General features: G+C 65.1%; 16 protein-coding genes. 8 read left to right on the plus strand and 8 right to left on the minus strand.

Features of this window, described 5'->3' with window-relative positions; translation table 11 throughout:
* Window positions 1–27 precede the first annotated feature (27 nt).
* On the plus strand, window positions 28–1221 hold the full coding sequence (locus tag J7573_RS25855; protein ID WP_294341458.1) for an MFS transporter: 1194 nt from the start codon (window positions 28–30) through the stop codon (window positions 1219–1221).
* Here J7573_RS25855 and J7573_RS25860 read toward each other — a convergent pair.
* The 5 genes from J7573_RS25860 to J7573_RS25880 all read right to left on the minus strand — a co-directional run bounded on the left by J7573_RS25860 (window position 1209) and on the right by J7573_RS25880 (window position 5130).
* Window positions 1209–1892, minus strand: coding sequence for an OmpW family outer membrane protein (locus J7573_RS25860; RefSeq protein ID WP_110637796.1), 684 nt, complete (start codon window positions 1890–1892; stop codon window positions 1209–1211). The genes J7573_RS25855 and J7573_RS25860 overlap by 13 nt on opposite strands.
* 109 nt (window positions 1893–2001) lie before the next feature.
* Window positions 2002–2568: a DUF3299 domain-containing protein gene (locus J7573_RS25865; RefSeq protein WP_294341462.1), complete on the minus strand. Its 567-nt coding sequence runs from the start codon at window positions 2566–2568 to the stop codon at window positions 2002–2004.
* A gap of 9 nt (window positions 2569–2577) precedes the next feature.
* A complete protein-coding gene (locus J7573_RS25870) occupies window positions 2578–3843 on the minus strand; it encodes an ABC transporter permease (protein WP_294341465.1) in 1266 nt (421 codons plus the stop codon).
* Window positions 3843–4553: an ABC transporter ATP-binding protein gene (locus J7573_RS25875; RefSeq protein WP_294341468.1), complete on the minus strand. Its 711-nt coding sequence runs from the start codon at window positions 4551–4553 to the stop codon at window positions 3843–3845. The genes J7573_RS25870 and J7573_RS25875 overlap by 1 nt, the downstream gene beginning before the upstream one ends.
* Before the next feature lies 1 nt (window position 4554).
* Window positions 4555–5130 (minus strand): DUF2796 domain-containing protein, encoded by a 576-nt coding sequence (locus J7573_RS25880; protein ID WP_103448789.1) that lies wholly within the window; start codon window positions 5128–5130, stop codon window positions 4555–4557.
* A 131-nt stretch (window positions 5131–5261) separates the two neighbouring features.
* On the opposite strand from J7573_RS25880, the gene J7573_RS25885 reads away from it, so the two are divergent.
* Window positions 5262–5597, plus strand: coding sequence for a hypothetical protein (locus J7573_RS25885; protein ID WP_294341472.1), 336 nt, complete (start codon window positions 5262–5264; stop codon window positions 5595–5597).
* 133 nt (window positions 5598–5730) lie between these two features.
* Here J7573_RS25885 and trxA read toward each other — a convergent pair whose 3' ends face one another.
* Genes trxA through J7573_RS25900 form a run of 3 tightly spaced genes read right to left on the minus strand, consistent with a single transcriptional unit; the run spans window position 5731 to window position 7747 of the window.
* Entirely contained in the window at window positions 5731–6603 is an 873-nt protein-coding gene (gene trxA / locus J7573_RS25890) for a thioredoxin (RefSeq protein WP_294341474.1), read from the minus strand.
* Window positions 6604–6634: 31 nt separating this feature from the next.
* On the minus strand, window positions 6635–7294 hold the full coding sequence (locus J7573_RS25895) for a 50S ribosomal protein L11 methyltransferase (RefSeq protein WP_294341476.1): 660 nt from the start codon (window positions 7292–7294) through the stop codon (window positions 6635–6637).
* Window positions 7295–7747, minus strand: a complete 453-nt coding sequence (locus J7573_RS25900; protein WP_294341479.1) for a YbaY family lipoprotein — start codon at window positions 7745–7747, stop codon at window positions 7295–7297.
* A 105-nt stretch (window positions 7748–7852) separates the two neighbouring features.
* Here J7573_RS25900 and nrdR point away from each other — a divergent pair, with 105 nt between their 5' ends.
* The 6 genes from nrdR (at window position 7853) to nusB (ending at window position 12333) form a co-directional block, all read left to right on the plus strand.
* Window positions 7853–8317: a transcriptional regulator NrdR gene (gene nrdR, locus J7573_RS25905; protein WP_003255402.1), complete on the plus strand. Its 465-nt coding sequence runs from the start codon at window positions 7853–7855 to the stop codon at window positions 8315–8317.
* 2 nt (window positions 8318–8319) lie between these two features.
* The gene (gene ribD, locus J7573_RS25910; RefSeq protein WP_294341491.1) at window positions 8320–9450 is read left to right on the plus strand and encodes a bifunctional diaminohydroxyphosphoribosylaminopyrimidine deaminase/5-amino-6-(5-phosphoribosylamino)uracil reductase RibD; all 1131 of its coding nucleotides are present in this window, start codon (window positions 8320–8322) and stop codon (window positions 9448–9450) included.
* A 42-nt stretch (window positions 9451–9492) separates the two neighbouring features.
* Entirely contained in the window at window positions 9493–10158 is a 666-nt protein-coding gene (locus J7573_RS25915) for a riboflavin synthase (RefSeq protein ID WP_016497780.1), read from the plus strand.
* Between the two features lie 18 nt (window positions 10159–10176).
* On the plus strand, window positions 10177–11268 hold the full coding sequence (ribBA, locus tag J7573_RS25920) for a bifunctional 3,4-dihydroxy-2-butanone-4-phosphate synthase/GTP cyclohydrolase II (protein WP_294341500.1): 1092 nt from the start codon (window positions 10177–10179) through the stop codon (window positions 11266–11268).
* A gap of 91 nt (window positions 11269–11359) precedes the next feature.
* Window positions 11360–11836: a 6,7-dimethyl-8-ribityllumazine synthase gene (gene ribE, locus J7573_RS25925; RefSeq protein WP_027917814.1), complete on the plus strand. Its 477-nt coding sequence runs from the start codon at window positions 11360–11362 to the stop codon at window positions 11834–11836.
* Window positions 11833–12333, plus strand: a complete 501-nt coding sequence (nusB, locus tag J7573_RS25930) for a transcription antitermination factor NusB (protein WP_003255393.1) — start codon at window positions 11833–11835, stop codon at window positions 12331–12333. Before ribE ends, nusB begins: the two co-directional genes overlap by 4 nt.
* Window positions 12334–12337: the final 4 nt, after the last annotated feature.

The following is a 12337-nucleotide window of genomic DNA, read 5'->3' on the forward strand; positions in this document are numbered from 1 at the left end:
GAAACCAGGTGCGAAGGAGTCAGCCCGATGAATCGCTGGATAACCCTGTTGCTTGCCGCCACCTGCGCCATGGCCGTGGCCACGGTCTATTTCGCCCAGCCTTTGCTCGAGTCGATGGCCAGCGAGCTGGGGGTGGCGCAGCAGCAGGTCGGTTGGGTGGTCGGTGCGACCCAGGCAGGCTATGCCGTTGGGTTGATACTGATCGTGCCCCTTGGCGACCTGTTCGAGCGCAAACGCCTGTTGCTGGCGCAGTTGATGGTTGCCGCTCTGGCCCTGATCGGCGTTGGCCTGGCACAGGACTGGCGGGTGCTGCTGGCAGCCCTGGCCCTGGTCGGGCTGATGGCGGTCATGGTGCAGGTGATGGTCGCCCACGCCGCCACCCTCGCTACCCCAGCCAGCCAGGGCCAGGCGGTGGGTACGGTCACCAGCGGGGTCGTGCTGGGCATCTTGCTGGCGCGTCTGGTCTCGGGGGCGCTCGCCGACCTGGCCGGATGGCGCAGCGTGTACTTCGTGGCGGCGGTACTGCTCATGCTGATGGCTGTGGTGCTCTGGCGCTGGCTGCCAGCGAGCCGGGTTACCACGCAACGGTCTGGTTACCTGCAGTTGATCGGCTCTTTGTTCACCTTGTATCGAAACGACAGCCTGCTGCGCCGGCGCGGGCTGTTCGGCCTGCTGATCTTCGCTGCGTTCAGCGTGCTGTGGAGTGCCATGGTGCTGCCCTTGAGTGCACCACCGCTGGCGCTCAGCCATACCGAGATCGGCCTGTTCGGCCTGGCGGGTATCGCCGGCACCCTGGCGGCGTCGCGGGCCGGTCGGCTGGCTGATCGAGGACTGGGCGAGCGCACCACCGGGCTGGCGCTGGCCTTGTTGACGCTGTCATGGCTGCCGACAGCTTTCGTCGGGCACTCGCTGACGGTCTTCGTGCTGGGTGTGCTGATGCTGGATTTCGCCGTGCAGGCGGTGCATGTCACCAACCAGAGCCTGCTGCTGGCGGGTCGTGGTGCAATGGCTAGCCGCTTGATCGGCGCCTACATGTGTTGCTACTCGATCGGTAGCGGCCTGGGTGCAGTGCTGGCGAGCTGGGTGTATGCCCGCTGGGGCTGGACCGCAGTATGCGGGCTGGGGATGGCGATCAGTGGGCTGGCACTGGGGTACTGGTCTTGGGGGCAACGACAAAGGGCGACCGAAGCCGCCCTGCCGTGCTCAGGTCAGAACTTGTAGCCAAGGCCGACCATGTACACCCAAGGGTCGACATCGACGTCGACCTTGGTCTTGCTGTAGCCCAATGCGGTCGGGCCGTTGACGCTGGCCTTGGTGTCGATGTCGACGTACCAGACCGAGGCGTTGACCAGCAGGTTGTCGGTGATCATGTAGTCCATGCCCAACTGGCCGGCGATACCCACCGAATCCTGCAGCTTGAGGTTGCTGAAGCCCTGTTGCTTGCGCTCGCTGGTCAGGTCTTCGTCGAAGAACAGGGTGTAGTTGATGCCGACGCCAGCATAGGGCTGGAACTTGGAGTTAGGCTCCATCGGGTAGTACTGCACGGACAGGGTCGGTGGCAGCTGTTTGATATCGGCCAGCTTGCCGTCCAGCCCGCCGCCCAGGCCTTTGACGCCTACGCTGTGCTTGAACGGGGTTGCGGCCAGCAGCTCCAGGCCGATGTGGTCGGTGAGCATGTAGGCGAAGGTCAGGCCCAGCTGGGTGTCGCTGTCCAGGGTCGCCTTGGTGCCCGACACCTTGTTGCCGTCGAATTTCAGGTCGCCGCTGTTTTCGTTGGGTGCAGTGGTGATGGCACCGGCGCGGACGATGACATCACCCGCCTTGTGGGCGTGGGCAACAGGGGCGGCGAGCGCAAGGGCCACAAGCGAGGCGCCGAGCAAGGACTTGTTCATGGAAGCTCCCAAAGGACGTGAGTAATCGAGTAGTCCAATGGTACGGATGCGTCTAAGACGAAAGTTTGACCCAGCTCAAAGAAGCATCGTCACGAATTCGAAACAGTTCTCACTTGAGCACATAAGCGTATATTTTCTCCGCTTCCATCTGGTAGCCGGCGTCGGCCAATTCGCTGCTGGAGGCTCTAACCTGCATCTTTCCCTCGATCCAGTAGGGCTGGTAGAGGTCCTCCACACGCACGCCCATTTCGCTGAAAATGTGCACGATCTGGTTCGACGGCGGGGGTGGCACATGGATGCAGGCACCGTAGTAAGGCACCAGCAGGAACTCCGTGGTGCGGCCTTCTTCGCTCACCTCCAGCGGCACGATGTAGCCCGGGATCTTCACTTGTTGGCCATCGAGGCTTTTGACCACCGGGGCATCGGGCCCTTGCTGGCGTGCCGGTGGGGCCGACTCGGCTGACAGCGCATCGCTCAGCTGCGACATGTCGTGCAGCGGCGTCAGTTGTGGCGGGATGACCGGTGCGCCTTCAGGAATGAGCGCAGGCCAGTCCAGCTCTTTGGGTTCGGCGGCCCACAAGGGCATTGACACTGTCAGCAGCAGGATGATCAACGTCAGCAATGCTGGCCCCTTCGCGGGTTTACCCGCGAAAAAGGCAGTGAGGTACTGGATCATTACACGCACTCAGAGATGAATGGACAGGCCATCGGCCAGCGACTGCCGATAGGCGCGCCAGGCCGGTACGCTGCCCATCAGCAGCGCTGCGCCAAGGATGATAGCCAGCAGCGTCCATTCATGTGCAGTGGGCAAGGCCAAGGGCAGGTACAGGCCGTAGTTGGCCTGCACGTAACCTTGGGCCAGGGCGATGCTCGCATAGAGCAAGCCAAGCCCCGCCGCGATGCCCGTCACCGCCAGTGCCAGTGCTTCAAGCACCAGCAGCCCGGCGATATGCCACGGCCGTGCGCCCACCGAGCGCAGGATCGCCATCTCCCGGCGGCGCTCGTTGAGGCTCGTGAGGATTGCCGTGAGCATGCCGATCAAGCCGGTCAGCACCACGAACAGCGACACCACGAACAACGCCTGTTCGGCGGTGCCCATCAGGCTCCACAGTTCTTGCAGGGCAACCCCAGGCAGGATCGCCAGCAACGGTTCGCTGCGGTACTCGTTGATCTCGCGCTGCAGGCTGAAGGTGGCGATCTTGCTGTTCAGGCCAAGCATGAACGCCGTGATGGCCGTTGGCTGCAGGTTCATGGTCCGTGCCTGGTCGGCGCTGATGCGCCCGGCACCGCGGGCCGGCACGCCGTTGTGCCAGTCGATGTGGATGGCCTCCATGCCGCCGAGGCTGATGTGCAGGGTGCGGTCCACCGGTGTGCCGGTGCGCTTGAGCACACCGACCACGGTGAACGGCTTGTCGTCATGCTTGACCAGGCTGATCGCGGCGACACCGTGCGCCAGTACCAGCTTGTCGCCCAGCTTGTAGTGCAGCGCGTCGGCCACTTCGGCGCCGAGCACCACTTCGAACGGGTCGCTGGCGAATTCACGGCCCTGGCTCAGTTCCAGGTGCTGCTTGCGGCCGTACTGATAATGGTCGAAGTAATCGGTGGTGGTGCCCATCACCCGGTAGCCGCGGTGCGAGTCACCCAGCGAGATCGGGATCGCCCACTTCACCCGTGGGTCCTGGGCATAGTGCTGGAAGCTGTCCCAGCGGATGTTGTTGGTGGCATTGCCGATGCGGAATACCGAGTACAGCAGCAGGTTCACCGAACCGGAGCGGGCGCCGACGATCAGGTCGGTACCGCTGATAGTGCTGGCAAAGCTGGCACGCGCTTCGGTGCGCACGCGTTCGACGGCCAGTAGCAGGCACACCGACAGGGCGATGGCGAAGGCGGTGAGGAATGCGGTGAAGCGGCGGTTGGCCAGGCTGGCCAGGGCAAGGCGGAGCAGGTACATCAGGCCTCCCGGGGCTTGGCGGCGCGGTTGAGTTCGGCCAGGGACAGGTGACGGTCGAACAGCGGTGCCAGGCTCTGGTCATGGCTGACGAACAGCAGGCTGGAACCGGCCGCCCGGCATTCGTCGAACAGCAGGCGGATGAACGCTTCGCGGCTGTCGGCATCCAGCGCCGAGGTCGGCTCGTCGGCGATCACCAGCTCCGGCTGGCCGATCAGCGCACGTGCAGCGGCAACGCGTTGCTGTTGGCCGATCGACAGGCTGTCGGCACGCCGTGCAAGCAGGGCCGGGTCGCCCAGGCCCAGGTGCGCGAGCAGCTCGCTGGCGGCCTGGTCGACGCTACCGTGGCGCTGGCTGGCACGTTCGGCGCGGCTGCGCGAGAAACGGCACGGCAGCTCGACGTTCTCGCGCACCGATAGGAACGGCAGCAGGTTGAACTGCTGGAAGATGTATCCGGTGTGGTCCACTCGGAAGCGGTCACGCGCACCCTGGCCGAGCACGGCGAGATCCTGCCCGAGCAGCTGGATACGCCCCTGACCCGGCCGGTTGACCCCGCCGAGCAGGCCCAGCAGGGTAGTCTTGCCACTGCCGCTGGGCCCCTTGAGGAACAATGCTTCACCCGCTTGCAGTTGGAAGGCCGGAATATCCAGCAGCGGCGCCTGGCCAGGCCAGGCGAACACCAGGTCCTGCAGTTCAATCAACGCCTGGCTCATTTCAGAACGCGACCACGGCCTTGGCAGGCGAGGTCTCTACGCCTTTCTGGCCATTCGGGCCGATCAACTGCACGTTGATCTTCTGGGTGGCCGGGAAGGCCTTGTACAGCGGGGAGAGGTCGATCTGGGCGAGTTTTTCCGGGGTGGCGCAGGTCAGCTGGTAGTGGGCATTGATGTCACTGTGCACGTGGCCTTTCTCATGCTCGTCACCGTCGTCATCAGCCTTGGCTGCGTCGCCGAACAGCGGGCTTTCCAGTTCTTGCTGGTCTTCCTTGCAGCCAGCGGCCGAGGCCAGGGCGAACAGCTTCAGCGGTTGTTCGAGCTGCTGGCGCACGGCAGCGACCTTGGCCTTGTCGGCATCGCTGCTGGCCATGTGCTCGAAGCCGACCAGGTTCATCGCCGGGCTGTCCAGCTCCAGCTCCAGGGTGTTGCCATCGAGCACGGCATTGAGCTTGGCCACGCCATGCTCGTGAGCACCAAGGGTGCCGTGGGCGTGATCGTGGTCATGTTCGTCGTGGGCATGGGCCACGGCCAGGGGCAACAGGGCGAAGGGCAGGGCGAGCAGCAGACGACGCATGGACGACTCCGGAAGCGGGCTGGAAGATTCGGTTATGTTATAACAACTTTTCTTCGCGCCGCCAGCCTGCGTGGCGCAGGTTTCATGTTGCGGTAGCATGGTTGCATTGACCTGAGCTCAAGGAACGCATCGTGAGAATTCGTGGACAGATTGGTGACTGGCCGGTGGACCTGACCATCGAGCTGGAGCCGCAGGAGTGGGCGCAGTTGGGGCGGCAGATCGAGGTGCCAGTGGCTGAGACGGTAGCCGTGGCAGCGGCACCGCGCCAGGATGATGGGCAGTGGCATGCCGCGCGTGAGGTGCTGCGCCTGGCAGGGCAGATGAGCGGGCCTGAGTTGCTCGACCGGCTGGAAGGGCTGGCCGGGAGTACGGCGGCGGGCAAGCGGCTGCTAGTGCGCTTGCGGCACAGCAGTGAGGTAAGGGTGGAAAGTGGCGTGGATGCGCCGGTGTATCACTGGGTGGGGTGAACGTTGCCTGTTAGGGCCTCTTCGCGGGTAAACCCGCTCCCACAGGTACTGCACAGCTCCCAAGTGCTGCGCGATCCCTGTGGGAGCGGGCGTGCCCGCGAACGAGGGCAAAGCCCTCGCAAAAACCGGCAGGTCAGAACATGGCCGAAGACAAGCGGCGGCGATACACGCTCACCAGCGGATGATCACTGCCCAGCAGCTCGAACACCTGCAGCATCGCCTTCTGCGGCAAGCCGTTCTCATACCCACGATTACGCTGGAACAGCTTCAGCAACCCGTCCAGTGCCGCTTCATACTGCTGTCGCGCCAACTGCTGAATGCTCAGCTGGTAGGTCGCCTCATCATCCTGCGGGTTCTGCGCCAGGCGGCTCTTCAGGTCGGCCACTTCCGGCAGGCTCGCGGCCTGGCGCAGGAAGGTCAGCTGCGCCTTGGCGCCGGCCAGTGCAGCCTTGTGCTCGTCGGTCTTGACCGCGTCCAGCACCACTTGGGCTTCACCCAGTTCGCCGCGCTCGGCCAGGCAGCGAGCATACAGGATCAGTGCCTCGGCATTGCTGTTGTCTTCACCCAGCAGTGCCTTCAGTGCAGCCTCGGCTTCGGCGAAGCGGCTTTCGGCAAATAGCGCCTTGGCCTGTTCCAGCGGCGAAGCGGCTGGCGCGGCCGGCATCTGTACATGGGGCTCGAGCATCGCGCGGATCGCCGACTCCGGCTGCGCACCGGCAAAGCCGTCAACCGGTTGGCCATCCTTGAACAGCACCACGGTCGGCAGGCTGCGGATGCCGAACTGGGCCACCACCTGCTGCTCGACGTCGCAGTTGATCTTGGCCAGCAGCAGCTCGCCCTGATAGCCCTCGGCGATCTTCGCCAGCAGCGGCATCAGCGCCTTGCACGGCGCGCACCACTCGGCCCAGAAATCCACCAGTACCGGCTTGTGGAAGGAGTTCTCGATCACCAGTTGCTGGAAGGTGGCATCGGTTGCATCGAAGATGTATGGGGTGTCCTGGGTCATCGCGACTCTCGCAAATCCGTGAATGGCACCACTATAAAGGCTCGCGGCTGGCGTGGTACAGGCTGACCCGGCGGAATTCGTGCGGTTCGGCCAGGTCCGGCAGGGTCAAGGCTTCGAGCACGCCAAGCTGGCGGTACAGCGGGTGGCTGAAATCACGCACACGCGAGTCGGCCACCAGTGCCTGGCGGCCACGACCCAGGAAGGCATCGAGCAACGGCAGGTTGGCGCGGTCATAGAGCACGTCGGCGACCAGGATCAGGTCGAAACGGTCGGCTTCGGCGAAGAAGTCGCTGCTGTAGCCCAGTTCGACATCGTTGAGTTGGGCATTGGCACGGCAGGCCTCCAGGGCCAGCGGGTCGAGATCACAGGCGACCACTTCCAGCGCCCCGGCACGGGCCGCCGCGATTCCGGCGATGCCGGAGCCAGCGCCAAAATCCAGCACGCGCTTGCCGGCGACCCACTCGGGGTGCGCCGCCAGGTAGCGGGCCATGGCCAGGCCACTGGCCCAGCAGAAGCTCCAGTACGGCGGCTCTTCGAGGATGCGCCGGGTTTCCTCGCTGCTGAAGGCGCGGTCCATGTTCTGATCATCGATCAGCCACAGCTTCAGCTCGCACTCGGGCAAGTCGCTGACCACCAGGCGCGCTTCACCGATCAGGCCGCTGAGGGCCTGTTGCAGGGCAAGCGGCGCCACTTACGGCGTCTTCTCGAAGCGCAGTGGGCCGGTGGCCTGGGTCTGTGCCTGAGTGATGCGCACGGGGGGCAAGTGCATGATCAGCTGGCCGGAACTGCTGGCACGGCCGCGCAGCTCGACGCGGGCACCGGCCGGGAAGGCTTCGGGGTTGAAGCGCAGGTGATAGGGCAGGGCCTGGCCGGTGCCGGTCAGGTTGCTGCTGGCCAGCAGCTGTTGCGGGCGGTCGCGGTCGTCGATGACCAGCAGTGCCAGCTCCACGTCGGCGCCGGCGGGGATTTCCAGCAAGGTGCCGCTCAGCTCACGCTGATAGGCCGGCAGCGGGCCAAGCGGTTCGGCGTTTTTCGCCACCTTGGCCGCTGCTGGCGCGGGGACTGCTTCGGTCTTGGGGCGGTCACTGCCGCAGGCGGCGAGCAGGGAAGCGCAGCACAGCACGACGAGCGCACGAAGATGCATGGGTGGGTCCTTCACGGGCAGAATTGTATGGATGTTAACCCCTTTGGCTTGTCTTGCCAGTGCAATGCGCTACCATGGCCCTCCCTTTTTTTGTTGCCTGCCACCATGCACTGTCCCTTTTGCGGTGCCAACGACACCAAGGTCATCGACTCGCGTCTGGTCGCCGAGGGCGAACAGGTGCGCCGTCGCCGTGAATGCGTTGCCTGCGGCGAGCGCTTCACTACCTTCGAAACCGCCGAGCTGGTGCTGCCCCGGCTGATCAAGCAGGACGGCACGCGCCAGCCCTTCGACGAAGAGAAGCTGCGCGCCGGCATGCAGCGTGCGCTGGAGAAGCGCCCGGTCAGCGTCGAGCGCCTGGAAGCGGCACTGGCCCATATCAAGAGCCGCCTGCGTGCCACCGGCGAGCGCGAGGTCAAGTCGCTGGTGGTAGGCGAAATGGTCATGGCCGAGCTGCGCAAGCTCGATGAAGTGGCCTACATCCGCTTCGCCTCGGTGTACCGGCGCTTCCAGGACCTCGACGAATTCCGCGAAGAAATCGACCGCCTGGCCCGCGAGCCGGCTAAAGAGTGAGCATGCCCAGCCAGACCGCGATCCTCGACGCCCATTACATGGCCCGCGCGCTGGAGCTGGCGCGCAAGGGCGTGTACACCACACACCCCAACCCACGTGTAGGTTGCGTGATCGTCCGCGATGGCGAGGTGGTCGGTGAAGGCTGGCACGTGCGTGCCGGCGAGCCGCATGCCGAAGTGCATGCCCTGCGTCAGGCCGGCGAACTGGCCCGCGGCGCCTGCGCCTACGTGACCCTGGAACCGTGCAGCCACCATGGCCGCACCCCGCCGTGCGCCGAGGCGCTGGTCAAGGCTGGCGTTGCTCGGGTGGTCGCCGCCATGCAGGACCCCAACCCGCAAGTCGCAGGCCAAGGCTTGCGGCGCTTGGCAGATGCCGGCATCGAAGTCGCCAGCGGCGTGCTCGAAGCTGAGGCCCGTGCCCTCAACCCCGGCTTCCTCAAGCGCATGGAACACGGCCTGCCGTTCGTTCGCGCCAAGCTGGCCATGAGCCTGGACGGCCGCACCGCCATGGCCAGCGGCGAAAGCCAGTGGATCACCGGGCCCGCTGCGCGCTCGGCGGTGCAGCGCCTGCGCGCCCGCTCCGGCGTGGTGCTGACCAGTGCAGCCAGTGTGCTGGCCGACAACGCGCGGATGACCGTGCGTGGCGCCGAGCTGGGCCTGGATGCCGAAACCACCGCCCTGGCGCTGAGCCGCACGCCGTTGCGCGTGCTGGTCGACGGCCGCCTGCGTTTGCCGCTGGACGCGCCGTTCTTCCAGGCCGGCCCGGCACTGGTGGTCACCGCCGTCGCAGATGACCCGCGCTATGCCGCTGCGGGCCATGAACTGCTCAGCCTGCCGGGCGACAATGGCCAGGTAGACCTGCTGGCACTGTTGCAGGCACTGGCCGCACGCGGCGCCAACGAAATCCTGCTGGAGGCCGGTGCCGGCCTGGTCGGCGCCTTTGCCCAGCTGGGCCTGATCGATGAGTACCAATTGTTTGTCGCCGGCACCTTCCTCGGCTCCCAGGCCCGGCCGTTGCTGGACTGGCCGCTGGACAAGATGAGCCAGGCACCGCGGCTGAAAATCACCGAAATGCGCGCAGTGGGCGATGACTGGCGGGTCACGGCCATCCCTCTGCCGGCGCCCGGCGTATAATGCCGGGCTTGCCCCGCGCAACCCGTTTTTGAGGAAGTCCCCATGTTCACCGGCATCATCGAATCCATCGGCACCATCCGCAGCCTGACCCCCAAGGGCGGTGACGTGCGCGTCTACGTCGAAACCGGCAAGCTCGACCTGGGTGACGTCAAGCTCGGCGACAGCATCGCCGTCAACGGCGTGTGCCTGACCGCCGTCGAGCTGCCGGGCAACGGGTTCTGGGCCGACGTCAGCGTCGAGACCCTCAAGCGCACCGCGTTCATCGACCTCAAGAGCGGCAGCAAGGTCAACCTGGAAAAAGCCCTGACCCCGACCACCCGCCTCGGCGGCCACCTGGTCAGCGGCCACGTCGACGGCGTCGGCGAAATCATCTCGCGCAGCGATAACGCCCGCGCCATCCAGTTCCGTGTGCGTGCACCCAAGGAGCTGGCCAAGTACATCGCCCACAAGGGTTCGATCACCGTCGACGGCACCAGCCTGACGGTCAACGAGGTCAATGGCGCTGAATTCGAGCTGACCATTGTCCCGCACACCCTGTCCGAAACCATCATGGCCGACTACCGCGCAGGGCGTCGGGTCAACCTTGAGGTCGACTTGCTGGCCCGTTACCTGGAGCGTCTGCTGCTGGGCGACAAGGCTGCCGAACCGAGCAAGGGCAGTGGCATCACCGAAAGCTTCCTGGCCGCCAACGGCTTCTTGAAATCCTGATTGAGAAGGGGGTGCCGAGTGGCGCTCAACAGCATCGAAGAACTGGTCGAAGACATCCGCCAGGGCAAAATGGTCATCCTCATGGATGACGAAGACCGCGAGAACGAAGGCGACATCATCATGGCGGCCGAGTGCTGCCTGCCTGAGCACATCAACTTCATGGCCAAGCACGCCCGCGGCCTGATCTGCATGCCGATGACCCGCGAGCGCTGCGAAACCCTGAAGCTGCCGCTGATGGCGCCGCGCAACGGTTCGGGCTTCGGCACCAAGTTCACCGTGTCGATCGAAGCCGCCGAGGGCGTCACCACCGGCATCTCCGCCGCTGACCGTGCGCGCACCGTGCAGGCTGCCGCTGTCAAGGACGCCAAGGCCGAAGACATCGTCAGCCCTGGCCACATCTTCCCGCTGATGGCCCAGCCGGGCGGCACCCTGGCCCGCGCCGGCCACACCGAAGCGGCCTGCGACCTGGCGCGTATGGCCGGCTTCGAGCCGAGCGGCGTGATCTGCGAAGTGATGAACGACGACGGCACCATGTCGCGCCGCGCCGAGCTGGAAGTGTTCGCCGCCGAGCACGGCCTGAAGATCGGCACCATCGCCGACCTGATCCACTACCGCATGATCCACGAGCGCACCGTGCAGCGCGTTTCCGAGCAGCCGATCGAGAGCGAACTGGGCGAGTTCAACCTGGTCACCTACCGTGACGCGGTGGAAGGCGACGTGCACATGGCCCTGACCCTGGGCAACATCTGCGCCGAAGAGCCGACCCTGGTACGCGTGCACAACATGGACCCGCTGCGCGACCTGCTGCTGGTCAAGCAGCCGGGCCGCTGGAGCCTGCGCGCGGCCATGGCCGCCGTGGCCGAGGCGGGCAGCGGCGTGGTATTGCTGCTGGGCCACCCACTGGACGGCGACGTGCTGCTGGCGCACATCCGCGAAAGCGCGGGCGATGCACCGACCAAGGCGCCGACCACCTACAGCACCGTCGGTGCCGGTTCGCAGATCCTGCGCGACCTCGGCGTGCGCAAGATGCGCCTGATGAGTTCGCCGATGAAGTTCAATGCGATATCCGGATTCGATCTGGAAGTTGTAGAATACGTGCCCTCCGAGTGACTTGAGGCGGCATTGACGCCCTGAGCTCGAGTCCAGACCCCTGTCGAGGCCGCTTGTATGCGGCCTCGCTCTTGAAGATGAGAATATCGGAATGACCCTGAAGACCATCGAAGGTACCTTCATCGCCCCCAAAGGTCGCTATGCTTTGGTGGTTGGCCGCTTCAACAGCTTCGTCGTCGAAAGCCTGGTAAGCGGCGCCGTTGATACCCTGGTACGCCACGGTGTCAGCGAAAGCGACATCACCATCATCCGTGCCCCGGGCGCGTTCGAAATCCCGCTGGTGGCACAGAAAGTCGCCCAACAAGGCGAATATGACGCGATCATCGCCCTGGGTGCAGTGATCCGTGGCGGTACCCCGCACTTCGAATACGTGGCGGGCGAATGCACCAAGGGCCTGGCCCAGGTGTCCATGGAGTTCGGCGTACCGGTGGCCTTCGGCGTTCTGACCGTCGACTCCATCGAGCAAGCCATCGAGCGCTCCGGCACCAAGGCTGGCAACAAAGGCGGTGAAGCTGCCCTGTCCGCTCTGGAAATGGTCAGCCTGCTGGCGCAGTTGGAGGCCAAGTGATTAGCGACGAAAGCGATCGTTTCAACCCGCGAGATCCAAAACCTGCGGATGCCGGCAAGCCATCGAAGAGCGCCAAGCGCCGCGAAGCCCGCAAGCTCGCGACCCAGGCCCTGTATCAGTGGCACATGGCCCAGCATTCGCTGAACGAGATCGAAGCGCAGTTCCGGGTCGATAACGATTTCACCGATGTCGACGGTGCCTATTTCCGCGAGATCCTCCACGGGGTCCCGGCGATCAAGGGCGAAATCGACAAGGCGCTGGTGCCTTGCATGACCATCGCCCTGGAAGAGCTCGACCCGGTCGAGCTGGCTGTGCTGCGGCTGTCCACCTGGGAACTGATCAAGCGCGTCGACGTACCGTACCGCGTGGTGATCAACGAAGGCGTGGAACTGGCCAAGGTCTTCGGTGCCACCGATGGCCACAAGTTCGTCAACGGTGTGCTGGACAAGCTCGCCCCGGCCCTGCGTGAAGCAGAAGTCAAGGCGAACAAGCGCTGATCCT

The organism is Pseudomonas sp., assembly GCF_017744435.1.
Lineage (GTDB): Bacteria > Pseudomonadota > Gammaproteobacteria > Pseudomonadales > Pseudomonadaceae > Aquipseudomonas.